Consider the following 23,983-nt stretch of genomic DNA (forward strand, 5'->3'; position numbering starts at 1 on the left):
ACAAGCGGCGAAACGCCTCTCGGCCGCTGCTCACATGAAAGGATCGCGGTCGTGACGGCTCACTTTGCCTTCGACAACAGCTATGCCCGGCTACCGAGCTCGTTCTATGCGCGGATAAAGCCGACCCCGGTCTCTGGTCCGCACCTCATCAAGCTCAATCGGAACCTCGCCACCCAGCTCGGGCTTGATCCGGACGAGCTCGCCACCCCGGCGGGTGTAGAGATTCTTGCTGGCAGGCGGGTTCCGGACGGCGCCGAGCCGATCGCGACCGCCTATGCCGGGCACCAGTTCGGCAACTTCGTGCCGCAGCTCGGCGATGGGCGGGCGATCCTTCTGGGTGAGCTCATCGATCGGGATGGAACGCGCCGGGACGTCCAGCTCAAGGGGGCTGGTCGGACACCGTTTTCCCGCGGCGGCGACGGGCGAGCGGCCCTCGGACCAGTTCTGCGCGAGTATCTCGTCAGCGAGGCAATGGCGGCACTCGGCATTCCGACCACTCGGGCACTCGCCGCTGTCACAACGGGCGATGAGGTGATGCGGGCGACCCCGCTGCCAGGTGCGGTGCTGACGCGGGTCGCGTCCAGTCACATCCGGATCGGATCGTTCCAGTTCTTCGCGGCACGCCGTGATGTGGATGCAGTACGGGCTCTGGCTGATCATGCGATCACCCGACACTACCCGGAAGCGGCGGGCGCTGCTCGTCCCTACCTGGCCTTCTTGGAGGGGGTTATCGCGCGCCAGGCTCGCCTCATTGCGCAGTGGCTGCTCGTCGGCTTCATCCACGGGGTGATGAACACGGACAACATGTCGATCGCGGGCGAGACCATCGACTATGGCCCCTGCGCCTTCATGGATGCCTACGACCCCGCCACCGTGTTCAGTTCGATCGACCAGTTCGGTCGCTACGCCTATGCCAACCAGCCTGGAATCGCGCAGTGGAACCTGACGCGGCTGGCGGAATGCCTGCTGCCTCTTCTGGCCGATGACCAGAACGAAGCCATCGAGCAGGCGCAGGAGGCGCTGTCGGCGTTTGCGGAACGGTTCAACGACGCCTATCTCGGCGGGCTGCGTCGCAAGTTGGGTCTGTTGTCGGAGCGGGAGAATGATCTTGAGCTGGCGCAGGATCTGCTGAACCGAATGGCCGCTGGCGAGGCCGACTTCACCCTGACCTTCCGTCGGCTGTGTGACGCAGCCGCTGGCCCCGAAGGCGACGCGGCGGCGCGTAGCCTGTTTGCGGATCCTGCCTCCTACGATGCATGGGCCGAGCGCTGGCGGTTGCGTCTTGTCGAAGAGCCGCAGGAAGGTTCGGCGCGCCGAGCGTCCATGCAGCGCGTCAATCCAGCTTTCATCCCGCGCAACCACCGCGTCGAGGCCGTCATCGAGGCCGCCGTGGAAAAGCAGGACTTCGCGCCGTTTGAGGAACTTCTGACCGTTCTCTCCAAGCCATACGAAGATCAGGCAGGCTTCGCGAGCTATGCTGAGCCACCGGCGCGCGACGGGCGCGTCTATAGAACTTTTTGCGGGACCTGAAGCTGAAGGTCCGTCGCCGAACCGCCGTGGGTCATTGGTAAACTTGAGCCGCCACCTTCGCGGGGGTGTGCGGGGGCATGGGCCGACAGGCTGCCACGCCTTTTCCTACCGGTCTCGGCAGCAGCGGCCGGGACGGGTGGGACAATCCTGTCCCTGGCGGCTACCGGGTACGTATTATCCGACGCAGCCAGCGAAACAGAAGAACGGCGCTGCATGTCAGGACCAACAAACCTGACGCCACCTGATCCTGCGCCAGCAGGTACACGCTGCCACTGATCGAGATAAAGGCCGCGGTGTGCCAAAGCACGCTGGCGGCAATGTACTTCACTGCCCTGATGGCACCCTCGTATTGAGCTGCGAGGATTAAGGGAACCCCTGGAGATCAAGGGAACCAGCGCCCAACATGATGTAACATGCCGGTGGAGGAAATCGGCGCTAAGATGTTGGAAAGACTGGCGACCCCGGCAGGATTCGAACCTGCGACCATCGGCTTAGAAGGCCGGTGCTCTATCCTCTGAGCTACGGGGCCGGTGTGCGGCCTCAACCGCATCGCCTCGGCTGCGACGTTGAAAGCGCCGCCTGTCCATCAGCGATGGCGCCTCACCGCTGTTCAGTGCGTCCAAGGCTTCCGGTTCTCATCTGCCGGCTGGGCGGCGCAGTGCCGGAACTCAGTATATCCGCAGCGCTTGAATTCAGTGCGTCCAGGGCTGCCGGCGATCGTAGCGGAAGTTATCCGAATAGGACACGCGGCGGCGCTTGGCTTCCTTCGGCTCCTCGATACGATACGGAATGCCGTTGCGCTCGGCGTACTCCACAGCCTCTTCCTTGGTTTCGAAGGAGAGGCGGATCTGCGCCTTCATGTCGCCCGACGACGTATAGCCCATCAGCGGGTCGATCGTCTTCGGCTCCTCGGGCTCGTACATCAGCAGCCATTCGACCGACTGCGACTTGCCGGATTGCATCGCGGTTCGGGCGGGACGATAGATTCGCGCGACCATCTGACCTCTCCGAGGCCGCATCGGCGGCCTCACGCTGCTCATCAGGGCCAGATTGGTCGGAGCGGCAGGATTCGAACCTGCGACCCTCTGGTCCCAAACCAGATGCGCTACCAGACTGCGCTACGCTCCGACTGCCGAGGCGGGCCCGGAAATCGCTGTCGTACCTAGCTTCAAGCCGCCGAACTGGCAAGGCTTCTTCGTACCGATGCCGGGTTCTTTGTCACCAGGCGCAGGTCCTGCATGGCGCCGGTCGTGATCAGAGCCAGGGGCGTGGCGGGCACTTGGATGTCGCAGTCGGCATTCTAGTCGCCAGCGCGGCGATGGTGATGGACTGTGACGCTGCGGGCATCCTCGCCGATCAGGGAGAGATTGGACGCGTCGCGTCCGTTCGCAGGCTGAAGTCGGCTGCACGGCTGTTTTCCATCACCAGCCGGGCATTCGGCGCGTCATTGGCTTCCACCTTCTCCAGTGCGGCCGCCGGGGACAGGCCGATATCCGTCCAGCGGCGATGAAGGCGATCGAGCAGCAGGGCCAGCGGCGCATCCAGCATCACCGTGACGTCGAACAGCGCTGCAAGGCCGGTCCAGGGCGGCTGGTCGAGCAGGAGATAATTACCCTCGACGATGATGAACCGGGCGCCCGGTGGAATGATCCGCGCCCCGGCACGGGCGATCTCGATCGAACGATCAAAGACGGGCACCGCGACCTCTCTGCCGTCATCGGCGCGCAGGCGCTGCAGCGCCACGCCAAGGCCGTCGACGTCGAAGGTAAAGGGCGCGCCTTTCCGCGGGCGCTGCCCGCGCGCCTCCAGGACCAGGTCGTCGAAGTGGAAGCCGTCCATCGGCAGGATGGCTGCGCAGCCCGGGCGCGCGGCGCTCAGCCGGTGCTCCAGCGCCTCGGCCGCCGTGCTCTTGCCGACGCCCGGCGGTCCGGCCATGGCAACGAGGATACGGCGCTCAGAGCCACGGGCCAGCAGTGTCTCGACCAGAAGATCGATCGTCGTCGCCTGCATCGATGCGGCTCGTCCTTTAAGCGGTTTGGAGCCGGCGGTTCAGCGGCCGGCGCAAGGTTCGATCCCGGCTTTGAGGATTAGCTGGCATGACGATTGCCCTTCAGCGCAGCGATAGCGGCAAAGCCGCGCTCGAGGTCCGCCTGCAGGTCCGGCACGTCTTCAAGACCGATCTGCAGCCGGATCACCGGGCCCTCGGCCGGCGCGACGGCGATCGTGCGGTCCGACAGGTTCGCGTGCACGGCGAGGCTCTCGAACCCGCCCCAGGAGTAGCCGAGGCCGAAGATCTGCAGCGCGTCGAGGAAGGCATCCGCTTCATCGAAGCCGCCGCCTGCCAGGACGAAGGAGAACAGGCCGCTGGTGCCGGAGAACTGCCGACGCCAGAGATCGTGGCCGGGGAAGGAGGGCAGGGCCGGATGTAGGACGCGCGCGACTTCCTCGCGGCCTTCGAGCCACTGGGCGATGGTGAGCGCCGAAGCGCCATGCCGCTCCAGCCGCACGCCCATCGTCTTCAGGCCGCGGAGCACGAGGTAGACGTCGTCCGGCGATGCGTTGATGCCGAGCGCCATCTGGGTCTCGCGCAGCTGCGTGATCGTCTCACGCGTCGCCGACACGCTGCCCATCATCACGTCGGAATGGCCACCGGGATACTTCGTCAACGCGTGAATCGAGAGATCGACCCCGTGCTCCAGCGGCCGGAAGTAGAGCGGCGTCGCCCAGGTGTTGTCCAGCATCGTCACTGCGCCGACGCCATGGGCGGCATCGCAGACGGCGCGCACGTCCATCATCTCGAAGGTGTTGGAGCCTGGCGCTTCCAGAAATACCACGCCTGTGTCCGGCCGCAGCTTGGTCTTGATGTCGGCCCCAAGGGACGGGTCGAAATACTCAACGTCGACTCCCAACCGCTTCAGCACCGTCTCGCAGAAGTTGCGGGTGGGGGAATAGACGCTGTCGACGACGAGGCAATGATCGCCGCTGCGCAGGAAGGCCAGCAGCGGGACGCTGACGGCGGCTAGCCCGGACGGCACGAGGATCGTTCCGGCCGAGCCTTCGAGTGCGTCGAGCTCGGCCTCGAGCGCCTCGATCGTAGGGGTGCCACGCAGCCCGTAGGTGTAGCGGACCTCACCGCGGCGCCGCATGCTGCCGGCATTCGGGAAGAGCACGGTAGAAGCATGCACCACCGGAGCATTGACGAAGCCGTGATATCCGGCCGGATTGTAAGGACCATGTGAAAGGCGCGTATTCAGACCGGCTACGGGGCCGTCTTGCTTCTCGGTCTTGCTCAAAGCTTCAGCTCTTCGTTGAAGGAATAGGCAGCACGCAGGTCCGCCGTGGAAAGGTTAGCGAAAAAGGCGCCGCTCGCTTGACCTGCCAATTTTTATGGCATGTGATTGAGCTTGCACAAAGACTATCACGTCTGGCGAGCGTCCCTCCTTGCGGCATAGGCGGGTTGGTCGCAAGACCTCACGAGACACGTTTCGACACGGAGAAGATCCTGATGACATTGAAGCTCCTCACGGCCGCAATTGGTCTCGCGGTGGCCGCAACCGCGTTCGGCGGCGCATCCGCTGCGACGCTCGACGACGTCAAGGCGCGCGGCCATCTGAAATGCGGCATCAATACGGGCCTGCCGGGCTTTGCCTCGCAGAATGACCAGGGCGTGTGGCAGGGCCTCGACGTCGATTACTGCAAAGCCGTCGCGGCCGCCGTCTTCGGCGATGCGAGCAAGGTCGAGTTCACGCCGCTGTCGGCGGTGCAGCGCTTCCCGGCGCTGCAGAACAACGAGATCGACCTGCTCGCCCGTAACACGACTTGGACGATCAGCCGCGATACTTCGCTCGGCCTCGCCTTCGTGGGCGTCAACTATTACGACGGCCAGGGCTTCATGGTCCGCAAGGACCTCAACATCAATTCGGCACTGCAGCTTTCCGGCGCCACCGTCTGCGTGCAGGCCGGCACGACCACCGAGCTGAACCTGACCGACTACTTCCGTGCCAACAACATGGAATACAACCCGGTGGTCATCGAGAGCCAGGACAATACCAACTCGGCCTACGATTCCGGCCGCTGCGACGTGCTGACGACCGACGCCTCGGGCCTCTACGCCTCCCGCCTCGAGCTCGGCACGCCGGACAACAACATCGTGCTGCCGGAGATCATCTCCAAGGAGCCGCTCGGCCCAGCCGTGCGGCAGGGCGACTGGCAGTGGTTCAACATCGTGAAGTGGACCCACTTCGCGCTGCTGAACGCCGAGGAGCTTGGCATCACGCAGGCCAATGTGGAGGAGATGACCAAGTCCGAGAACCCGGAGATCCGCCGTATGCTCGGCGGCGACGGCACCTTCGGCCAGGACATCGGCCTCACCAACGACTGGGTGGTGAAGATCGTCAAGGCGGTCGGCAACTACGGCGAGATCTTCGAACGCAATGTCGGCTCCAAGACTCCGCTCGGCATCGCACGTGGCCAGAATGCCCTTTGGACGAAGGGCGGGCTCCAGTACGCGCCGCCGATCCGCTAAGCATGACCATCTGGGAAGGTCGGCACGTCGCCGGCCTTCCTGGCCTTGCCGCTACTCATGCCGCCCGCTCGCGGTGGCTTCCACCAGCCCAGGAAGGCGATGACGCTGTCGACCACCGCAGATACAAGGCCGCTACCGCGCCAGCCCGCCAGAGGGTCGCTGCTGAGCAATCCGACTGTTCGAAGCATCGTGATCCAGGTGGTCCTGGTCGTCGCACTGGTCGCGTTCTCCTGGTGGATCGTCGACAACACGGCGCGTAATCTGACGCAGAACAACATCGCGTCCGGCTTTGGCTTTCTCGAATCCCGATCAGGGTTCGATATTTCTCAGACACCGATCGCCTACAACAGCAACGCCACCTATGCCCGCGCGATCCTCGTCGGCATCGCCAATACGCTGATCATCGCCGTTGCCGGCATCGTCATGGCGACCGTCGTCGGCTTCCTGGTCGGCATCGGCCGCCTATCGCAGAACTTCCTGATCCGCAGCCTCTCGACGGTCTATGTCGAGATCTTCCGCAACATCCCGCCGCTGCTGGTGATCCTGTTCTGGTACTTCGCCGTTCTGTCGATCCTGCCGCAGCCGCGCCAGGCGCTCAGTCTGCCCTTTGGCGCCTATATCTCCAACCGCGGCCTGCAGGCGCCGAGTGTGGCTTTCGATACTCTCGCGTGGATCGCCTTCGCAGCCCTCGTCGCCGGAGTCGTCGCGACCGTCTTGATGCGCGTGCGGGCGCGCCGCCGGCAGATGGCGACCGGCGAGCGCACACGCCTGCTCTTACCGGCGCTCGCTCTCATCATCGGTCTGCCAGCGATCGTCTTCCTCGTCACCGGCATGCCGGCAACGCTGACCTATCCCGCCAAAAGCACCTTCAATCTCGTCGGCGGCCTCCAGATCAAGCCGGAATTCCTGGCGCTTTTCCTGGCCCTGTCGATCTATACGGCCGCCTTCATCGCCGAGATCGTACGGGCCGGCATCCTGTCTGTGTCGCGCGGCCAGAACGAGGCGGCCGCGGCGCTCGGGCTTAAGCGCAGCCAGGCGCTGCGCCTCGTCGTCGTGCCGCAGGCGTTCCGCGTCATCATCCCGCCGCTGACCAGCCAGTATCTCAACCTCACCAAGAACTCCTCGCTCGGTCTCGCCGTCGGCTATCCCGAGCTCGTCGCCGTCGGCTCGACTGTCCTCAACCAGTCGGGTCAGTCGATCGAGGTCGTGGTGATCTGGATGGTGGTCTATCTCGGTATCAGCCTGCTGGTGTCGGTGTTCATGAACTGGTTCAACGCCAAAATGGCGTTGGTCGAGCGGTAGGACGACCATGGAAGAGCAAGTCGCCCCGTTCGTCGCTCGCGGCCAGAAGGAACCGCTGCCGCCGCCGCGTTCCGAGTTCGGCATCTATGGCCGCGTTCGCCGCAGCCTATTTGCCACGCCAACGGATGCCGTCCTCACCCTCGCAGCCCTGATCTTCATCGTCTGGGCGGGGTATCACATCATCGAGTGGGCGGTGATCAACGCTGTTTTCACCGGTTCGGATCGCACCGCATGCCTCCCGACTGGCGATGGCGAGATCGGCGCATGCTGGGCGTTCATCCGTGCCAAGTACAGCCAGTTCGTCTACGGCCTCTATCCACTGGATCAGCGCTGGCGTGTCGACCTGGTGTTCGCTCTGTTAGCCGTGCTCAGCCTCGGCTTGGCGATACCCAGCGTCCCGTACAAGCGCTGGAACGCGGTGCTGCTCTTTGCCGTCTTCCCCTTCGTGGCTCTGGTTCTCCTCACCGGCGGGGAGTTCGAGCTCTCCGGCGGCGGCATCGCGCTGATCGTGCTCGCCGCTGCCCTGGCGAGCTACATGGCGGCCGGAAGTCAGATGGATGCGGCCCCGGCGGCACCGTTCCTCAAGGCCGCAGGGCTCCTGATGATATTGGCGCTCCTTGTGCTGCTCGCAGCAGGCCCGGTGTCCTCGCGGCGCGTCGAGTTCCTCAACGTGGACTTCTCGATCCTGTCGATGGCGGGCTTCGTACTTGCGGGGCTGGCGCTGGTGGCGGCGGTTGCCGGCGGTCTGCGCGCCGGCGGGACAGCCGTCCTCATGTCACTGCTGATGCCGATCCTTGCGGGGCTTGCTCTCATCGTCGTCATGACGACCGACTTCGGGCTGAGGCCGGTCGGCACCAATCTGTGGGGCGGCCTTCTCGTGACGCTCGTCGTCGCCGTCTCGGGTATCGCAGCGTCGCTGCCGCTCGGCATCATGCTGGCCCTCGGCCGGCGCTCCGACATGCCGACGGTGCGCCTCCTGTCGATCATCTTCATCGAGTTCTGGCGCGGCGTTCCGCTGATCACCGTTCTCTTCATGGCCAACTTCATGCTGCCGCTGTTCCTGCCGGACGGCGTCAACTTCAACCAGCTCCTTCGGGCGCTTGTCGGCGTCGCGCTGTTTTCCGCGGCCTACATGGCGGAGGTGATCCGCGGCGGTCTTCAGGCGATTCCGAAGGGGCAGTACGAAGCAGCCGACGCCATGGCGCTGAGCTACTGGCAGAAGATGCGAATGATCGTGCTGCCGCAGGCGCTGAAGCTCGTGATCCCCGGCATCGTCAACACCTTCATCGGCCTCTTCAAGGATACGAGCCTCGTCTACATCATCGGGCTTGCCGACCTTCTCGGCACAGTGCGGCGTGGCTTCAGCGATCCGAACTGGATCACCGAGTCGACGCCCGCGACTGGCCTCATATTTGCAGCCTTCATCTACTGGCTGTTCTGCTTCAGCATGTCCCGCTACTCGATCTGGACCGAGCGGCGGCTCGACACCGGGCACAAACGATAGGAATTCGACCATGAGCGTTCAGCCAATCGAAAGTGCCGTCGCGCCGCGGCCGAAGATGGCGATCTCGGACGAGATTGCGGTGGAGCTTGCCGGCGTCAACAAGTGGTACGGCGAGTTCCATGTGCTGCGTGACATCGACCTGAAGGTGCGGCGCGGCGAGCGCATCGTCATCTGCGGCCCCTCGGGCTCGGGCAAGTCGACGATGATCCGCTGCATCAACCGTCTGGAGCAGCATCAGAAGGGCCGCATCGTGGTCGACGGGATCGAGCTCACCGACGATCTGAAGAAGATCGACGAAGTGCGCCGTGAGGTCGGCATGGTGTTCCAGCACTTCAACCTCTTTCCGCACCTGACGATCCTGGAAAATTGCACGCTCGCGCCGATCTGGGTGCGCAAGATGCCGCGCAAGCAGGCCGAGGAGATCGCGATGCACTATCTCAAGCGCGTCAAGATCCCCGAGCAGGCCAACAAGTACCCCGGCCAGCTCTCCGGCGGGCAGCAGCAACGCGTCGCCATCGCGCGCTCACTCTGCATGAGCCCGAAGATCATGCTCTTTGACGAGCCGACCTCGGCGCTTGATCCGGAGATGATCAAGGAAGTGCTCGACGTCATGGTCGGGCTCGCGGAAGAGGGCATGACGATGCTCTGCGTAACCCACGAGATGGGCTTTGCGCGCCAGGTGGCCAACCGCGTCATCTTCATGGACGCCGGCCAGATCGTCGAGCAGAACGAGCCGACGGAGTTCTTCACCAACCCGCAGCACGAGCGCACCAAGCTGTTCCTGTCGCAGATTCTGCACTGAAGCAGCCTGGCCGGAGGTGAGGCGGCGCCGTCTGGCGTTGCTGTTCGCCAGCTGTCAGCCGGTCACCGGCTGATCGCGGCTCAGGGCATCCAACCAGGCAGGGCGGCAGCCTGCTTGACCCAGTCGGTCATCTGCGCCTCGTCCAGTGCATCACCTTCGTGGATGTCGATCCAGCGCGCCTCCTTCGACTTCGGTGTGCCGCCGGGCGGCATCGGCTGCAGATGGACGCCGTTGAAGAAGGTGAGCTTCACGTAGCGGGTGAAGACGTGGAACGACAGGCACCAGCCTTGGCCCTCCACGCCATAGAAGGGCGAGTTCCACTTCACGGCCTTGCGGACGTCGGGGACCGTCTCCGTCACGATCGCGTCGACGCGCTGACCAAGAGCCTGCGTCCAGCCTGGCATGGCGGCGATATACGCTTGCACGGGCGCATCCCCGTCGCCTTTAGGGATCTGCGGATTGCCGCCGCTGAGGAGATGGCCCGTCTTTTTCTCCGGCGCCGTCTGGGTCGGCGGCTGTTCGACCGGCCTGGCCTCGCCGCTTCCAGGCGGAGCGCTCAAGGTGGCTGGGCCACTCTCCCGCTTTCGGTTCGCCATTCATGCCTCTCCCGCCGCGCCTGCCCATGCCCGGCTCAACGTCACGCAACGGAGCGGCGCGGGCAAGAGGCTCCGCAGTTTCCGTCCGACTGCGCGCAGTGGACCGAGCGCCTGACGTTGATCGCGATCGTCCGGAGGCCCCTATCAGACTGAAGGTAGCGATGCGCTGCCAGACGGCCAGGGTAACCCGGACGGGCTGACCGGCCGCGTTTCATGAGCCTGCGATCTCGTTCAGCACCCGGAGGCGTTAGCATATCCTTCATCGAGCCTTGCATCCCACGGCTTTGGACGGAACGGGCAACGCTCCGCACCGTTTCTGTCGCGCATTTTTCGAGGGTCCGACATCTTGGCTGATCAACCTGTTGCGGCGAAGGCCGAGAAGAACACGACCATCGCGCCAGCCATTGGCCTCGTGAACACCCAGACATTCGAGAGTGGTTCCCGCTGGGCCGTGGTCGGCATCTTCTTTATCCTGTTCTTCGGCGCGCTCTATCTATCCGCGAGCTTCGTGCTGCCGGTGGTCATCGCGCTCCTGTTCGCGCTCGTGCTCAGCCCGGTCGTGCGCTTCATGAAGCGGCGGCTGCATATCTGGGAGCCGGTCTCGGCCGCCCTTCTCGTCGTCGGCGCGCTGGTGACGCTGATCTTCGGCTTCTACATGCTGAGCGATCCGATCACCAACATCGTCAACAACGCACCACGCTATGTCCGCGCGGTCGACAGCGAGATGAAGATGATCCGCGACCGGTTCGGCCGCCTGCAGCGCGCCGGTGAGCAGGTCGGCCATATCGGCGAGGAGCCAACGGATGAAGCACCGCGCGAAGTGGTGGTCCAGAACCCCGGCCTGCTGGACAATGCGGCGGCCAAGCTGCCGGAGATCCTCGCCAGCATCGCCTTCTCGCTGGTCTTCCTGTTCTTCCTGCTCGCTTCGGGCGATCTCTTCTATCAGAAGCTCGTCCGGGCGATGCCTACCCTGTCTGACAAGAAGCGGGCGCTCCACATTGCGCATGACATTGAGCGCGAACTATCGCGCTACCTCTTCACGATCACGCTGATCAATGTCGGCCTCGGCGTCGCCGTGGGCTTGTGCCTGTGGATCGTCGGCATGCCGTCGCCAGTCATCTTCGGCGCCTTGGCGACGCTTCTCAACTTCATCCCCTATCTCGGCTCGCTCGCCGGCATGTCGCTCGTGGGCGTCATCGCGCTTGCCGAGCTCGGCACCTTCACCGATGCGATCGTGCCGGTGCTGCTGTATCTGCTGGTCGGGACCATCGAGGGGCAGTTCATCACGCCTATGGTGGTGGGCCGCCGGCTCGAGATGAATGCGGCCGCCGTGTTCCTGTCGGTTGCCTTCTGGGGCTGGATCTGGGGCGTCGTTGGCATGTTCCTGGCCGTGCCTGTGATGGTCGGCTTCAAGGTCTTTTCCAGCTATATCGCGCCGCTGGAGCCGTTCGGCGACTTCCTGTCCGTGAACAAGCCACCGAGTGAGGAGGAGTGAGCGAGGCGGGTTTGCGACCAAGCGCCCGCCAACTCGTCAATCGTGAACCAACTGACCGGAGTGGATAGCGACGCAGTGCTGTGGGGTCCGGCTGCGTTGCTGCTGCCGACGCGGTCAAGCAGCCGTATCGGCGCGCTGCGATCGGAGCGATCCTAATCTCTGCCCGCTGTTGGACAGCCGCGTCGCCCGCAAGGTGAGGCCGGAAGACGAATCCGATCAACGGCTCGGCTCAATTTGCTCAGGGATCGATTCCACCAGCCGTTACACCGCCGGTTCGGGCCTGCCGTCAGAATCTGCCTGTAAGGACTGGCTATACGGCAGACGCTGCCGGAGGTGATCGGAGGCGAAGCCTTCATCCCGGCCCAGCGTGAACTGCGAGTCATTGCAACGGCTTGTCGGTGCCTGCTCCGGACGTGAATCAGGCCCGGCAGCGATGCTGCCGGGCCTGCCTTCGATCGACGCGTAAAGTCGCCTACTCCGCGGCGGCCGTGTTCACCGGCTTCACCAGTGAGGTGATGCGGCGGACGGTGACGCGACGGTTCTCGCGGTTCTCCGACTGGGTGTTCACCTTGAGGTACTGCTCGCCATAGCCCTGCGTGACGAGGTTCTCCGCGGGAACGTCGAAGTACTGCGTCAGCGCATTGGCGACGCCCTCGGCGCGCTGGTCGGACAGAGCAAGGTTCGAGAGGTCGCTGCCGACCGCATCGGTGTGACCCTCGATCAGGAAGGTCTCGCCCGGGTTCTCCTCCACCACCTTCGAGATCGCCTTGGCGAGCGCCTCGAGATTGCCGACCTGGTTCTGCGCGATGGTTGACGAACCGAAGTCGAAGTTGATGGTGTTGAGATCGATGCGGCGCACCTTCTCGCGGATACGCTGCGAGCGCTTCACCTCGTCGACCGAGTAGATGCGTTCCACCGTTTCGACCGGCGGTGCAACGATGGTGTCGTAGTAGAGCTGCTCGTCCGGCTCCGCCACGTCCACGATGTACTCGTCCTCAGGGATGGTCAGCTCAAGCGGCGGCAGATCCTCGGCCGGATCCTCGTAATAGGTCGGGCGACGATCGTCGTCCTCGCCATAGGGATCATAGAAGAGCACCACCTCGCGGCCGTCCGGCATGATGCGCGAGCGCTGCACCACGTCGCCGTAGCGGTTGGAGATCGTCACGACCTGCACGCCGTTCGGCCGCACGATGGTCTCGCGCGTCCGGCCGCCACGCAGGCGCTCGGTGTAGCGATCGTTCGAGCCCTCGGCGAGACGGTCGTCGTCGTTGGAGCGGATGAAGTAGCTCGCCGCGGCCCCCGCGACAGCACCGGCAGCCGCTGCACCGACGATGGTGACGATGTCGCGATCGCCGACGCGCTTGACCACCTTGGCGTCCGGCGGCAGCTCGACCTTTGGCGCTTCGCGGATGCGCTCGCCTTCCTCGGCCCGCGCGCCGCGGATTTCGATCGGCTCACGCAATTGCTGAACGCGAGCATCGCTCTGGTCGACGCGGCCCTTTTCGACCGGCGCCTGCTGGACGTCGGCGGGAACGGGTTTCGGCTGCTCGACAGGCGCAGGCGGTGTAACCGCGGCCGTGCCGTCGCCGCCAGTCGCATCCGGGGCGCCCGGGGCGGGAGCTGCGGCGCCATCCGGCGCGGGCTGACCGGCCGCTGGCGGGGTCACTGGTGCGGTGCCGTCTGCCGGGGCGGCCGGCTCGGCAGGAGTTGCCGGCGTGGCAGGCTCGGCCGGCGTCGCAGGTGCCGGAGCCGGAGCTTCGGAGGCCGGCGGAGTTGCCGGGGTGGCGGGAGCTGCAGGCTCGGCTGGTGTCGCAGGTGCTGCGGCCGGAGCATCCGAGGCTGGCGGAGCCGCCGGCGTATCGGGAGCTGCAGGTTCGGCCGGCGCTGCGGACGGCTCGGCTGCCGCGGGCTCGCCGCGCTGGCCCTTGCCGCCACGCTCGCCGCGCTTGCCACCTTCGCCGTTCTCGCCGCGCTTCTTGCGATCGCCGCGCTTGCCTTCGGACGGTGCCTCGCCGTTGCTCTTGGGCTCCGCGCTCTCGGCTGCAGGCGCTGCAGGCTCCTCGGCGGCGGGTGCTGCAGGCTCCTTGGCGGCCGGCTCTTCAGCGGCCGGCGCCGGGGCCGGCTCGGGTGCGGCGGCCTCGGGTTCGGGTTCAGCTGCTGGTGCCGGCTCGGCGGCCGGAGCCGCAGGCTCTTCGGCAGCGGGCGCCGGAGCAGGCTCGGGGGCTGCCGGCTCGGGCTCAGGTGCCGGCGCAGGCTCTGGCTCAGGCGCCGGAGCGGGCGCTTCGGCCGGCGCTTCCGCGGCTGGAGCATCCGCTGGCGGCAGTGGCGCCGCGGGATCCTCGGCCTGAGCAAGAAGGACCGGCTGACGTTCGGCAGCGACGGCCGCTAGCGGGCCGCTTAACGCGGTCGATGCGGCAAGCGTCGCGACCGACACGAAGCGGCCGGTACGTCTGAAATTCGGCATGAACGAACCTTTCAACGATGTCCCTTGCAGTCTTGTCCCGCCTCGTTGCGTCAGTTTCGAGGCACGGCACAGGCAGCCCGAGATAGGACGCCGGCCACGAACGGCCAGCATCTATGCAGAGCTGGAGGATCAATCGTTCAGTCGATGCGAAGTTCCGGCGGCTGCCATTCGTAGAGCCAAGCGAGATCGCGCCCGAGCGAGCGGGAATCGCGCAGCGACAGCACGGTGTCGCGGCCGAGACTGAGCGGGAAGGGCAGGTGATAAACTGCCCCGTTGAAGATTGCTCGTCGGCGCGCCCGGTCGATGCGAGGCCGCCGCTCTGCCGCGTAGCGCCTTGCGGCGGCTGCAAGATCGGGCGCTTGCGCGTAGGCGGAGGCCGCCACGACCGCGTCCTCGATCGCCATGGCGGCCCCTTGAGCCGCGTGCGGCAGCATGGCGTGCGCGGCATCCCCGATGAGGATGATCCGTCCTTCGGCGTTCCCCCAGACGCGGTCCCCCGGGACCATCATCAGCGGCCAGCGCGTCACCGGTCCGCTGCGGGTGATCATCTCGGTCAACACCGGCGTCGCGCCGTGCAGGCGTGTCATCAGCGGCATCCGCCCGGCATGATCGCGCGAGGAGAAATCGGTGGTCTGCGGCTCCCGGACGACGGCGACGAGGTTGAGCCGCTCGCCGCCGCTGACGGGATAGGTGACAATGTTGACGCTGCGTCCGAGCCAGCCGGTGATGCCAGGCGCGAAAGGCGGCGCACCGGCTGCGCGGTCCAGCATCGTGCGCCAGGCTACGGAGCCGGAATAGTGCGGCGGCTCCAGTTTCAGAGCTTCGGCGACGCGCGAGCGGACGCCGTCTGCGGCCACGACGAGACCGTAGGGTCGCTCGCTCATCGACTCCGCCTGCTGCAAGGCAAGTGTCACCTGATCGCCGCCACCGCTGCGGAGGCCGGCGATTTCGGTTCCAAGCTCGAGCGTGATCGCCGGCTGTGTCAGCACGGCCGTCAGCAGGGCCGCCTGCAGATCGGCACGATGGATCGAGACGTAGCCCGTTCCGTCATCCGCCTTGACGTCGACCCTTGCGAGCCGGCGGTTGTCCCGCGCCCGCCGCAGCGTCACCGTTTCGGCCGGCACGGCGCCGCGAAGGTCCGCCTGATCGATGCCGATCGCCCGGAGCGCGCGCAGAGCATTGGCGGATAGTTGCAGTCCGGCGCCGACCTCTTCCAGAACCGCGGCGCGTTCGAGGACGGCGACCTTGAACCCGCATCTGGCGAAGGCGAGCGCGGCGCTGAGGCCGGCAATGCCGGCTCCGGCGACCGCGACGCTCAGCGTTCGATCGACCATGGTCTACTGGCGGTCAGGCCGCCTTGTCGACATACAGGCAACCGGCCGGCTTCGTCTCGTCGGCATGGAGCTGCGGATTGTAGCGGTACAGCGTGGAGCAGTAGCCGCACACCTTCTCCCCATCGTCGCCGAGATCCATGAAGACATGCGGATGATCGAAGGGCGGGTTGGCGCCGACGCACATGAATTCGGTGACGCCGATCTCGATCACGTGGTATCCGGCGTCGTTCTGGAAGTGCGGAATGACATGCCCGGCCATCGGCGGATCTCCTCGTCATCGTCCAATCGCGGCGGACCATACTCATCGTGTTTGGACTTGAACAGGGTGGAGCGAGCGCTGCGCTGCCGCGCCGCAAACTTTGCTGCGGCTCGCATATTGATATTCGGCGACGCAGTGCATGAAGGAGGGCGGTGCCCGTGACGATGTTCCAATCCGAGGGCCTGAACCTCGCCTATATGGATGAGGGGAACGGCAGGCCGATTGTTCTCGTGCACGGCTTTGCCTCATCCATGCGAGTGAACTGGATCGATCCCGGCTGGGTCTCGACCCTGACCGGCGCAGGCTTTCGCATCCTTGCCTTCGATCATCGCGGCCATGGCGCCAGCGACAAGCCACACGACGCGGATCTCTATGCGCCGCAGCGGATGGCGGCCGACGTCATGGCGCTGCTGGATCATGTCGGTCTGCCGAGCGCGACGCTCTTCGGCTACTCGATGGGCGCGCGGGTCAGCACCTATGCGGTTCTCGGCTATCCCGAGCGGGTCGACAGGATCATCTTCGGCGGCCTCGGCATCGGCCTCGTCGAAGGCGTCGGCGACTGGGATCCGATTGCCGCCGCGCTGCTGGCGCCCTCGCTTGATGACGTCACCGATCCCAAGGGGCGGATGTTCCGGGCCTTCGCCGACCGCACGCGCAGCGATCGCGTGGCGCTTGCCGCCTGCATCCGCACGTCACGGCAGGAGCCGACGGAAGCCGAGGTTCGATCGATCCGGCAGCCGGTGCTGATCGGCGTCGGCACCAGGGACGATATCGCCGGGTCGGGCGCCGAGCTTGCGGCACTGCTGCCGCATGCCCGCTACTTCCCGATCGAGGATCGCGACCACATGCTCGCCGTCGGCGACCGTAGCTTCAAGGCCGAGGTGCTGCGCTTCCTCGCCGAGGATGCCGCTGCGGCTTGACCGACTCGCTAGCTTCGCGCCTGGAGGACGCCGCCTGCACGCGTATGCTATCACCGCCCGGCCTACGGCTGTTGTGCGGCCGCGCGGGTCTTATGTTAAAGAGCGCAGGACGCATGCCGCCTTCCGGTTTCAAGAGGGTGGCTGCGACCCGTGCAGGCGGTTCGGCGGCGCGTCGTGTTCGAGCGCCCATAGCCGAGCCGCGGGATCGAAGCCTCAAACGCCCATCCGGGCCGGGAGGCGATCGAAGCGTATGGAGACGAAGATGAGCGTGGTCAGCCGGCAGACCCAGGAGAAGATCCAGGCGGTTGATCCGATCTGGGCGCGTGTGCGTGAGGAAGCGGCAGAGATGGCGGATCGCGAGCCGGTGCTCGCCGGCTTCGTCTACGCAACCATCCTCAACCATGACAGCCTTGAGGCCGCGCTTACCCACCGGGTGTCGCAGCGCCTCGACCATGCCGACGTCCCGGCCGTGCTGATCGCCCAGAGCTTCCATGAAATGGCGATGAGCGATGCGGCCTGGAGCGAGGTGCTGCGGATCGATATCCAGGCGGTGTTCGACCGCGATCCCGCCTGCGAGCGCTATATCGAGCCGCTGCTCTATTTCAAAGGCTTTCACGCCATCCAGACGCACCGGCTGGCGCACTGGCTGTGGATGCAGGGGCGCCGCGATTTCGCACTGTATCTCCAGTCGCGGTCCTCAGCGGTGTTCCAGACGGACATCCATCCCGCGGCTAAGATGGGTCGCGGCATCTTCCTCGATCACGCAACCGGGCTCGTTGTCGGCGTGACGGCAGAGATTGGCGACAATGTCTCCATCCTGCAGGACGTGACCCTCGGGGGTACGGGCAAGGAGCACGGCGATCGTCATCCGAAGATCGGCTGCGGCGTCCTGATCGGCGCCGGCGCCAAGATCCTCGGCAACATCCGCATCGGCAACTGCTCGAAGATCGCTGCGGGTTCGGTCGTGCTGAAGCCGGTTCCGCCTCACACGACTGTCGCCGGCGTTCCTGCGAAGGTGATCGGCACCACGGGCACTTGCGCCGAGCCGGCGCGTGCCATGGACCAGTGCCTGGACGCAGACGCTTGAGGGTCGGCTAGACGTCGTATCCAGAACAAGCCTGCGGCCGGCGGGGGGTCGATCCGCAGCGTCCGGCTGCGATCAACTTCGTCCCAATCGCGGATCCGCGTCGTGAGAGCATTTCCGGCCGAGCGGTTCCGTGTTCGGCGGAAATGCTCTAGAGCCGCATCCAATCAACGTCACTAACCCGAATGTCGACGGGCTCCGGCCTTTGCAAGCCGCCCCGGTCGCCTAGCTTTGTCATACCGACACTCCCGAGGACGTCACCGTGAAGCCTGATGAAATCCGCAAGCTCGAAGCCTACCTGAAATCCCGCTTCAAGGCGGCCTACCTCCAGGTGAGGGCTCTGCCGCGGAAGTCCGACACGGCCGAGGTCTATATCGACGACGAGTTCGTCGGCCTGATCGCCAAGGATACGGAGGAGGGCGAGCTCTCCTACCATCTGACCATGACCATTCTCGACATCGATCTGGAATAGCGGCTTCCGCTACTCTGCGAAGTCAATTCCAGACATGAAGAAGCCGGCCCCCGGGGAAGGGCCGGCTTCAAGTCCGATCGAACAAGACGGGCAGGCGTCCGATCGGAATGGTTCAGAGGCGGAGGTCCAGCCTCTTCAGCTGATTTTCGCCGCTCTCAGCGGACGCTGCCGACCAGGATGTTGCGATCGTCGGCAATGCCGACCCACTTGCTGGAGTCCTGCTCCGACTGGCGCTTCAGGTAGTGATATTCGGTCTCGGTCCAGGCAAGGATCCGCTCCTCGAGATTGTCGAGGATGAAGTCACCCTTGTCGGTCTTCACCGTCAGAACCGCATGGCCGTCGCCGTTCGGCTGACGAACCACGGTGATCAGCAGAGCCGAGCGCGGCAGGCCCTGCCGCTCCAGCATGTATTGCTTCAACAGAGCGAAGTCTTCGCAGTCACCCTGGGTGGTCGGATAAGCCCAGACTTCCGGAACACCGTAGATCTCCTCGTCCGTGCGGGGATAGATCGTGGTGTTGGCGGTGTTGTTCACCCCGACCATCGCAGCCCAAACCGCGCGCGTCAGCTTCACCGCGCCGCGCGTCTCGTTGGGCTGGCACTCCGAAGCGTACTGCTTGCAGAACTCGTAGTGGCCGACCGGCTGTGAGGTCTGGCCGAGGGTCGGCATGTGCAGGATGTCGCTCATGGCTGCAGCGCTGCCCGTTGCCGCTGCCATCAGTCCCGCGGCCAACGCCGCCATCTGAAAGAACTTGTTCAAGTTTTTGTCTCCCCGTCTGTGACAAGGAGAATGCCGGCTCGCTTTTACTTTGAGGCCAAATCAAGTCAGATGATTTGCCTCAAATTCGAGCGGAATTGTTTGAAATCTATACTTGTTCTTCGATGAAGATGCGGATGCAAATTGCTGCGAATGCGGCCAGCCGCCGTTAACCCTATGCGCCGTCGCCTCAGGAAAGGCGGCTCTTGAGCGTCGAAGGTAGCTTGTAGAGAGCGTTTGGAGCGCGTCGCGCGGGTTACCGAACGATGAATCGGGCGGATTTGCGCGTTAACACTTCAGCGGAATCGCCGGAGGCGAGCCGAAAAAAAGTTTTTGCGGCGGTCGGCACCAGCTGCCCGCAATCGCGACGAACGCGGTGGCTGCAAGGGGGCGAGGGCGACGTCTGTCGCTTGCCGGCGCGGAGCAATGGCTCTGGGGGAGGCGCTACATCAACGCCGGAAGCCGGCTCAGCAGCGGACCTGCCCTTGCAAAGCTGAATACGGCGATTGAGGGATCAGACGCGTAGCGCCTGCCACGATGTCGTCAGCAGGAAGGATGTCGGATCACTCGTCGGCCGAACCCGATGCGACCTCAGCGGAAAGCGGCTTCGATCGTCTCGCGCGCCTGCACCATCGCGAACTCGATGGCGAAGCCTTCCTCGAGGTGGCGGACGATGCGGCCCTTCATCGTGCCGAGAGTTACGCGCGAGCCAAGCGCCGGGCGGACCTGCGAATTGACTGCCGCGCCGGAGAGCGACAGGTCGATGATGCGCACCTTATAGGTGCGGCCATCTTCCAACACGATGTCGATGAACGGATTGCGCGGCTGCACGCGCTCGTGCCGCCGATCTTCCGGCAGGTCGAGTTCGTGGCGGTTGGCCAGCCAAGTCAGCTGCGCTGCCAGCTTCTCGCGCTTGCGCTCGGTGGTCTGCACGACGAGGGCGAAGCCGCCGGCATAGGCACGCTGCACCGATCCTTCGACCCTGCCGATATGGTCGGCATAAAGGATGATGCGTTCGCCCTGGCGCGGCGTGACCGGGGTAACCACGGCAACGTCGCCGGGCGACATGTTCTCGACGCGGCACGGATACTCGCTCCGGTCTTCCAGCATGAAGCGGCCGAGCAGATCGACGGGGACGCGCTGGAAGCGGCGGCGTTCCTCGAAGTCCGGCTGCGGTTGCTGAAGAGCGGTGCTCTGCATCGTCTGGCTTTCCGGCGCTGCGGGTGGCAGCCGTTGCGATAACGCTAACATAGAAGATGGACGTTAACGGTTTGTGCAAGGACCGCCGCCAATTGCGTCGCTCGCTGAGACCGCGCGCCCGGGCTGCACGTTAACAATGATTTGCAGCCTGCTATTGAGCGACGCCGAACGCTGGAGTAGCGTTTTGCCACGGACATTTCTGTCGTCTCCAGCAGCACGCACGCGGATCCGGGTGCCCCGCCGCCCATTCCGACCTATCTTCTGTGAAACCGTTCGGCCGCAGGGCAGGACGGTTTCTTTTTTGCGCAGATGCCGCGCTTGCCAGGGTAATCGGTACGAATGAGCCACGACAGCGGACAGCCGCCAATGCCGAAGCTGAAGCAGCCGCCGGCATTCAACGTGCCGGGCGTGGTGCTCACGACGATCGTCGTCTTCGCGGCGATCCACGTCCTTCGGGTGCTGCTGCTGACGCCGGCTGCGGACGACAGCGTCATCATCGAATTCTCCTTCATCCCCGGCTGCTACGCCGCCGGGGTAACGGACTGTGCGATCCGGCCGTCGGGCGCATCGATCTGGTCTCCGGTGACCTACGCGTTCCTGCACGGCAGCTGGATGCATCTCATCACCAACACCGTCTGGCTGCTCGCCTTCGGACCGCCGGTGGCGCGCCGGATCGGCGACGCACGTTTCCTTCTCTTCTGCATCTGCGGCGCGATCGCGGGTGCGGCGGCCTTCTGGGCAGTCAACCCCGACCTCCTTGCGCCGGTGATCGGGGCATCGGGGATCGTGTCCGCACTGATGGGCGGCGCATGCCGCTTCGCCTTCAGTTCCGTCGGCCGGGCCCGGCGCGGTGGCATGATCACCGGGCCGCTGATGGGCATCGGCGAGGCGCTGCGGGATCGCACCGTGCTTTTCTTCATCCTCGTCTTCTTCGGCTCGAACCTCATCACCGGCACGAGCTTCGGCGAATTCGTCGCCGATGGCGCCGATGTTGCGTGGGAATCCCATCTCGGCGGCTTCGCCTTCGGCTTCCTCCTGTTCCGGCTCTTCGACCGCCGCTTTCCGTCAGGCACCTACGCGCAATCTTGAACTCGGCGCCATTTGCTGCACCATCCATCCCGGGAGAAGAACAACAACGGGATGGAGCAATGACAGTCAGGCTGATTCTGGAAGCCAAGGGCAGGGACGTCGTCACATTGGAGCCGACGGCGACGATGTCGGACGCGGTGAGGACTTTGGCGACGAAGCGCATCGGTGCGCTGATCGTCGTTCATCCAGACGGGGGTGTGGCCGGTATCCTGTCGGAGCGCGACGTGGTCCGGATGATCGGGACCGATGGGCCCGATTGCCTCTCGCGCGCAATCGGCGAGGTGATGACGGCCAAGGTGATCACCTGCTCCGAGGAGACGACCGTCGAAGAGGCGATGGAGATGATGACGCGCGGACGCTTCCGCCACATTCCGGTCTGCGTCGACGGTCACCTCGTAGGGATCATATCGATCGGCGACGTCGTCAAGCGGCGGATCGAAGATGCCGAGCGCGAAGCCAGCCATATGCGCGAATACATCACCGGCTGACCCTCAGACTCGAGGCGACCTCATCAATCCCAGCGAAGGTCGGGCGCGCTTTCGCAGACGCGTTCGATCTCGGCGATACGGTTCATCGTCTCGCGATAGCCGAGCTCGATGGCCTGTTCGGCCCGGAAGAACTCCGATAGTCCGATGTCGCGCACGCGCGGCTGCAGGGAGAGATCCGGCGGATCGCCTGCCAAGCGTGAGCGCGAGATCCGGTCCTGGATGATGTTGAAAGCGTCCGCCATGGAGCGCGTGATGCCGATCTTCTCCCGGCGGACCGCCGCATCAACCGTCGGAGCGCTGTCGATGCGTCGGGGCTGTGGGGCAGGCGGGGCGCTCTCGCCCGCGCGCAGGCGCAGCACTGCGGCGCGCCCGAAGAGATCGTAATGCAGGTTCACGGCGACGACGAGCTGCTGCTCATAGGCGCGGCAGACGGAGACGGGCACTGGATTGACGAGCGCGCCATCGAGCAGCCGTCGCCCTGAAACCTCTACCGGCTCGAAGACGCCCGGCAGCGCATAGGAGGCCCGCATGGCCAGGACCAGTGAGCCGGAGTCGATCCAGACCTCGTGGCCACTGCGTGCTTCTGCGGCGACGCAGACGAGGCGGCGATCCAAGCCTTCGATCGTCAGACCGGCAAGCTGCTCCTCGAGCCTGCGGCTGAGGCGCATGCCGCCGATGAGGCCGGCGCCGCCGATGCGGAAATCGAGATAGCGGATGAGGCCGCGGCGGGTCAGGGAGGTGGCGAAATGCTCCAGCTCGTCGAGTCGGCCGGCGAGGTAGCAGCCGCCGACAAGGGCGCCCATCGAGGTTCCCGCGATCATCGCGATCGGGATATGCGCCTCGTCGAGAGCCTTCAGGACGCCGATATGTGCCCAGCCGCGCGCCGCGCCGCCGCCGAGCGCCAAGGCGATGCCGCGCCGCTCGATGCGTCGCGGCGCGGCGGCCGGTCCGGAACCGCCACCATGCGCTTCCGAAGCGACAGCATCGGCACGCCGGAAGACACGATCGAGCATCCTGCCTCCTCCTCAAGGTCGCGATGACACACGGCAAGAGTAGACGGGGATGTTGACGAAGGGATTAAGTGCTCAAGCGCCTTTGGAAACGACTGTTTCGAGACGGCCGGCAGCATCGATCCGGCGATAGAAGCAGGTGGAGCGGCCGGTGTGGCAGGTCTCCTCGGGCTTGGCGACCTCAACCTTCAGCCAGATGGCGTCTTGGTCGCAGTCCACCCGGACTTCCCGCACGCTCTGCAGCGCGCCGGAGGTTTCGCCCTTCTTCCAGAGCGTTGCCCGTGAGCGCGACCAGTAATGGGCGATGCCAGTCGAAAGCGTCAGGTCGAGCGCCTGCGCATTCATATGGGCCACCATCAGCAGCTCGCCGGAGGCCGCATCGGTGACGACAGCCGTTACCAGGCCGTCGCGGTCGAAGCGGGGCGACAGCCGATTGCCCTCCTCCAGTTCGGCGCGCGAGGCAGCCTGAGCGAACGGGGCGGCAGCCGTCTCGACCATGGTCTCAGCCAATGCGGGCCATGGCGAGGAAGCGGTTGCGCTCCAGGATGTCCTCCTTGAAGACGCCGCGGAACGCCGAGGTGACGGTGCGCGAGCCCTTGGTGCGGATGCCGCGCATCGACATGCACATATGCTCGGCCTCCAGCACGACGGCGATGCCGCGTGGCGCCAGCACGCTTTCGATGGAATCGGCGATCTGGGCCGTCATCGCCTCCTGCGTCTGCAGGCGCCGGCCGAAGATCTCGACGATGCGAGCGATCTTGGACAGGCCAAGCACCGGGCCCGCCGGCAGGTAGGCGACATGCGCCTTGCCGATGATCGGCACCATGTGGTGCTCGCAGTGGGAATGGAAGTCGATGTCGCGCACCAGCACCATGTCGTCGAAGCCAGCGACTTCCTCGAAGGTGCGGCCGAGCACCTCGGCGGGATCGGCGGCATAGCCGCTGAACAGCTCCTCATAGGCTTTCGCGACCCGCGCCGGCGTCTCGAGCAGGCCCTCGCGCATCGGGTCGTCGCCCGCCCAGCGGATCAGCGTCGCCACAGCCGCCTCGGCCTCTTCGCGCGTCGGCCGGATGACCGTGGATGCGCCGGGCTGCTGCGGGAACTTGCTCACGATCGCATCCATTCCGACCTCGTTCTTCTCCGGCTGCGCCTTG

At 65.2% G+C, this 23,983-nt stretch carries 23 protein-coding genes and 2 tRNA genes; 11 read left to right on the forward strand and 14 right to left on the reverse strand.

Features of this window, described 5'->3' with window-relative positions:
- Window positions 1-51 precede the first annotated feature (51 nt).
- Window positions 52-1,530 (forward strand): protein adenylyltransferase SelO, encoded by a 1,479-nt coding sequence (locus tag C0R46_RS08735; RefSeq protein WP_102959283.1) that lies wholly within the window; start codon window positions 52-54, stop codon window positions 1,528-1,530.
- Window positions 1,531-1,983: 453 nt separating this feature from the next.
- Here the strand turns inward: C0R46_RS08735 and C0R46_RS08740 are convergent.
- From C0R46_RS08740 to metC, 5 genes are all read right to left on the reverse strand, one after another.
- A tRNA-Arg gene (locus C0R46_RS08740) sits at window positions 1,984-2,059 on the reverse strand.
- Between the two features lie 163 nt (window positions 2,060-2,222).
- Window positions 2,223-2,528 carry an ETC complex I subunit gene (locus C0R46_RS08745; protein WP_157944599.1) on the reverse strand — a complete coding sequence of 102 codons (306 nt, stop codon included), beginning with the start codon at window positions 2,526-2,528 and terminating at the stop codon, window positions 2,223-2,225.
- A 53-nt stretch (window positions 2,529-2,581) separates the two neighbouring features.
- Window positions 2,582-2,658, reverse strand: a tRNA-Pro gene (locus C0R46_RS08750).
- Between the two features lie 228 nt (window positions 2,659-2,886).
- Window positions 2,887-3,540, reverse strand: coding sequence for a nucleoside/nucleotide kinase family protein (locus C0R46_RS08755; RefSeq protein WP_102959187.1), 654 nt, complete (start codon window positions 3,538-3,540; stop codon window positions 2,887-2,889).
- A 77-nt stretch (window positions 3,541-3,617) separates the two neighbouring features.
- On the reverse strand, window positions 3,618-4,823 hold the full coding sequence (metC, locus tag C0R46_RS08760) for a cystathionine beta-lyase (protein ID WP_245413477.1): 1,206 nt from the start codon (window positions 4,821-4,823) through the stop codon (window positions 3,618-3,620).
- Window positions 4,824-5,035: 212 nt separating this feature from the next.
- Here metC and C0R46_RS08765 point away from each other — a divergent pair, with 212 nt between their 5' ends.
- From C0R46_RS08765 to C0R46_RS08780, 4 genes are all read left to right on the forward strand, one after another.
- Window positions 5,036-6,055: an amino acid ABC transporter substrate-binding protein gene (locus tag C0R46_RS08765; RefSeq protein WP_102959188.1), complete on the forward strand. Its 1,020-nt coding sequence runs from the start codon at window positions 5,036-5,038 to the stop codon at window positions 6,053-6,055.
- 99 nt (window positions 6,056-6,154) lie between these two features.
- Window positions 6,155-7,357, forward strand: a complete 1,203-nt coding sequence (locus tag C0R46_RS08770; RefSeq protein WP_102959189.1) for an amino acid ABC transporter permease — start codon at window positions 6,155-6,157, stop codon at window positions 7,355-7,357.
- A gap of 7 nt (window positions 7,358-7,364) precedes the next feature.
- Window positions 7,365-8,861: an amino acid ABC transporter permease gene (locus C0R46_RS08775; RefSeq protein WP_102959190.1), complete on the forward strand. Its 1,497-nt coding sequence runs from the start codon at window positions 7,365-7,367 to the stop codon at window positions 8,859-8,861.
- 10 nt (window positions 8,862-8,871) lie between these two features.
- On the forward strand, window positions 8,872-9,663 hold the full coding sequence (locus tag C0R46_RS08780; RefSeq protein ID WP_102959191.1) for an amino acid ABC transporter ATP-binding protein: 792 nt from the start codon (window positions 8,872-8,874) through the stop codon (window positions 9,661-9,663).
- Window positions 9,664-9,743: 80 nt separating this feature from the next.
- Here the strand turns inward: C0R46_RS08780 and C0R46_RS08785 are convergent, their stop codons facing one another.
- The gene (locus C0R46_RS08785; protein ID WP_102959192.1) at window positions 9,744-10,259 is read right to left on the reverse strand and encodes a DUF1801 domain-containing protein; all 516 of its coding nucleotides are present in this window, start codon (window positions 10,257-10,259) and stop codon (window positions 9,744-9,746) included.
- Between the two features lie 346 nt (window positions 10,260-10,605).
- Between C0R46_RS08785 and C0R46_RS08790 the strand changes: the two genes are divergently transcribed.
- On the forward strand, window positions 10,606-11,754 hold the full coding sequence (locus C0R46_RS08790; protein WP_245413478.1) for an AI-2E family transporter: 1,149 nt from the start codon (window positions 10,606-10,608) through the stop codon (window positions 11,752-11,754).
- Window positions 11,755-12,226: 472 nt separating this feature from the next.
- On the opposite strand, the gene C0R46_RS08795 is transcribed toward C0R46_RS08790, so the two are convergent.
- From C0R46_RS08795 to C0R46_RS08805, 3 genes are all read right to left on the reverse strand, one after another.
- A complete protein-coding gene (locus tag C0R46_RS08795) occupies window positions 12,227-14,218 on the reverse strand; it encodes an OmpA family protein (protein ID WP_102959193.1) in 1,992 nt (663 codons plus the stop codon).
- 137 nt (window positions 14,219-14,355) lie between these two features.
- On the reverse strand, window positions 14,356-15,552 hold the full coding sequence (locus C0R46_RS08800) for an FAD-dependent monooxygenase (RefSeq protein ID WP_102959194.1): 1,197 nt from the start codon (window positions 15,550-15,552) through the stop codon (window positions 14,356-14,358).
- A 13-nt stretch (window positions 15,553-15,565) separates the two neighbouring features.
- Window positions 15,566-15,811: a zinc-finger domain-containing protein gene (locus tag C0R46_RS08805; protein ID WP_102959195.1), complete on the reverse strand. Its 246-nt coding sequence runs from the start codon at window positions 15,809-15,811 to the stop codon at window positions 15,566-15,568.
- 164 nt (window positions 15,812-15,975) lie between these two features.
- On the opposite strand from C0R46_RS08805, the gene C0R46_RS08810 reads away from it, so the two are divergent.
- The 3 genes from C0R46_RS08810 to C0R46_RS08820 all read left to right on the forward strand — a co-directional run bounded on the left by C0R46_RS08810 (window position 15,976) and on the right by C0R46_RS08820 (window position 18,287).
- Window positions 15,976-16,731: an alpha/beta fold hydrolase gene (locus C0R46_RS08810; protein ID WP_102959196.1), complete on the forward strand. Its 756-nt coding sequence runs from the start codon at window positions 15,976-15,978 to the stop codon at window positions 16,729-16,731.
- 262 nt (window positions 16,732-16,993) lie between these two features.
- Window positions 16,994-17,818: a serine O-acetyltransferase gene (cysE, locus tag C0R46_RS08815; protein ID WP_102959286.1), complete on the forward strand. Its 825-nt coding sequence runs from the start codon at window positions 16,994-16,996 to the stop codon at window positions 17,816-17,818.
- A gap of 259 nt (window positions 17,819-18,077) precedes the next feature.
- A complete protein-coding gene (locus tag C0R46_RS08820) occupies window positions 18,078-18,287 on the forward strand; it encodes a DUF3126 family protein (RefSeq protein WP_102959197.1) in 210 nt (69 codons plus the stop codon).
- A gap of 155 nt (window positions 18,288-18,442) precedes the next feature.
- Here the strand turns inward: C0R46_RS08820 and C0R46_RS08825 are convergent, their stop codons facing one another.
- Both C0R46_RS08825 and C0R46_RS08830 read right to left on the reverse strand, forming a co-directional pair.
- Window positions 18,443-19,045, reverse strand: a complete 603-nt coding sequence (locus C0R46_RS08825; protein ID WP_245413479.1) for a transglutaminase-like cysteine peptidase — start codon at window positions 19,043-19,045, stop codon at window positions 18,443-18,445.
- Window positions 19,046-19,633: 588 nt separating this feature from the next.
- Window positions 19,634-20,242 carry a PilZ domain-containing protein gene (locus tag C0R46_RS08830; protein ID WP_102959198.1) on the reverse strand — a complete coding sequence of 203 codons (609 nt, stop codon included), beginning with the start codon at window positions 20,240-20,242 and terminating at the stop codon, window positions 19,634-19,636.
- A gap of 366 nt (window positions 20,243-20,608) precedes the next feature.
- Between C0R46_RS08830 and C0R46_RS08835 the strand changes: the two genes are divergently transcribed.
- Together C0R46_RS08835 and C0R46_RS08840 are read left to right on the forward strand one after the other, a co-directional pair.
- Window positions 20,609-21,331 (forward strand): rhomboid family intramembrane serine protease, encoded by a 723-nt coding sequence (locus C0R46_RS08835; RefSeq protein ID WP_245413480.1) that lies wholly within the window; start codon window positions 20,609-20,611, stop codon window positions 21,329-21,331.
- A 59-nt stretch (window positions 21,332-21,390) separates the two neighbouring features.
- On the forward strand, window positions 21,391-21,819 hold the full coding sequence (locus tag C0R46_RS08840) for a CBS domain-containing protein (RefSeq protein ID WP_102959200.1): 429 nt from the start codon (window positions 21,391-21,393) through the stop codon (window positions 21,817-21,819).
- 23 nt (window positions 21,820-21,842) lie between these two features.
- Here C0R46_RS08840 and C0R46_RS08845 read toward each other — a convergent pair whose 3' ends face one another.
- The 3 genes from C0R46_RS08845 to folE form a co-directional block, all read right to left on the reverse strand.
- A complete protein-coding gene (locus C0R46_RS08845) occupies window positions 21,843-22,832 on the reverse strand; it encodes a patatin-like phospholipase family protein (protein WP_102959201.1) in 990 nt (329 codons plus the stop codon).
- A gap of 72 nt (window positions 22,833-22,904) precedes the next feature.
- Entirely contained in the window at window positions 22,905-23,327 is a 423-nt protein-coding gene (gene hisI, locus C0R46_RS08850; protein WP_102959202.1) for a phosphoribosyl-AMP cyclohydrolase, read from the reverse strand.
- 4 nt (window positions 23,328-23,331) lie between these two features.
- On the reverse strand, window positions 23,332-23,952 hold the full coding sequence (folE, locus tag C0R46_RS08855) for a GTP cyclohydrolase I FolE (protein ID WP_102959288.1): 621 nt from the start codon (window positions 23,950-23,952) through the stop codon (window positions 23,332-23,334).
- Window positions 23,953-23,983 lie beyond the last annotated feature (31 nt).

The organism is Mangrovicella endophytica (genome assembly GCF_002893625.1).
In the GTDB taxonomy this organism is placed as follows: domain Bacteria; phylum Pseudomonadota; class Alphaproteobacteria; order Rhizobiales; family Rhizobiaceae; genus Mangrovicella; species Mangrovicella endophytica.

Excerpts from the sequence above, each read along its gene's own strand:
- C0R46_RS08745 (WP_157944599.1), bottom strand. The coding sequence starts at position 2,528 with ATGGTCGCGCGAATCTATCGTCCCGCCCGAACCGCGATGCAATCCGGC.
- C0R46_RS08755 (WP_102959187.1), bottom strand. The coding sequence starts at position 3,540 with ATGCAGGCGACGACGATCGATCTTCTGGTCGAGACACTGCTGGCCCGT.
- C0R46_RS08765 (WP_102959188.1), top strand. The coding sequence starts at position 5,036 with ATGACATTGAAGCTCCTCACGGCCGCAATTGGTCTCGCGGTGGCCGCA.
- C0R46_RS08770 (WP_102959189.1), top strand. The coding sequence starts at position 6,155 with ATGACGCTGTCGACCACCGCAGATACAAGGCCGCTACCGCGCCAGCCC.
- C0R46_RS08775 (WP_102959190.1), top strand. The coding sequence starts at position 7,365 with ATGGAAGAGCAAGTCGCCCCGTTCGTCGCTCGCGGCCAGAAGGAACCG.
- C0R46_RS08780 (WP_102959191.1), top strand. The coding sequence starts at position 8,872 with ATGAGCGTTCAGCCAATCGAAAGTGCCGTCGCGCCGCGGCCGAAGATG.
- C0R46_RS08785 (WP_102959192.1), bottom strand. The coding sequence starts at position 10,259 with ATGGCGAACCGAAAGCGGGAGAGTGGCCCAGCCACCTTGAGCGCTCCG.
- C0R46_RS08795 (WP_102959193.1), bottom strand. The coding sequence starts at position 14,218 with ATGCCGAATTTCAGACGTACCGGCCGCTTCGTGTCGGTCGCGACGCTT.
- C0R46_RS08800 (WP_102959194.1), bottom strand. The coding sequence starts at position 15,552 with ATGGTCGATCGAACGCTGAGCGTCGCGGTCGCCGGAGCCGGCATTGCC.
- C0R46_RS08805 (WP_102959195.1), bottom strand. The coding sequence starts at position 15,811 with ATGGCCGGGCATGTCATTCCGCACTTCCAGAACGACGCCGGATACCAC.
- C0R46_RS08810 (WP_102959196.1), top strand. The coding sequence starts at position 15,976 with ATGTTCCAATCCGAGGGCCTGAACCTCGCCTATATGGATGAGGGGAAC.
- cysE (WP_102959286.1), top strand. The coding sequence starts at position 16,994 with ATGAGCGTGGTCAGCCGGCAGACCCAGGAGAAGATCCAGGCGGTTGAT.
- C0R46_RS08830 (WP_102959198.1), bottom strand. The coding sequence starts at position 20,242 with ATGCAGAGCACCGCTCTTCAGCAACCGCAGCCGGACTTCGAGGAACGC.
- C0R46_RS08835 (WP_245413480.1), top strand. The coding sequence starts at position 20,609 with ATGCCGAAGCTGAAGCAGCCGCCGGCATTCAACGTGCCGGGCGTGGTG.
- C0R46_RS08840 (WP_102959200.1), top strand. The coding sequence starts at position 21,391 with ATGACAGTCAGGCTGATTCTGGAAGCCAAGGGCAGGGACGTCGTCACA.
- C0R46_RS08845 (WP_102959201.1), bottom strand. The coding sequence starts at position 22,832 with ATGCTCGATCGTGTCTTCCGGCGTGCCGATGCTGTCGCTTCGGAAGCG.
- hisI (WP_102959202.1), bottom strand. The coding sequence starts at position 23,327 with ATGGTCGAGACGGCTGCCGCCCCGTTCGCTCAGGCTGCCTCGCGCGCC.
- folE (WP_102959288.1), bottom strand. The coding sequence starts at position 23,952 with ATGGATGCGATCGTGAGCAAGTTCCCGCAGCAGCCCGGCGCATCCACG.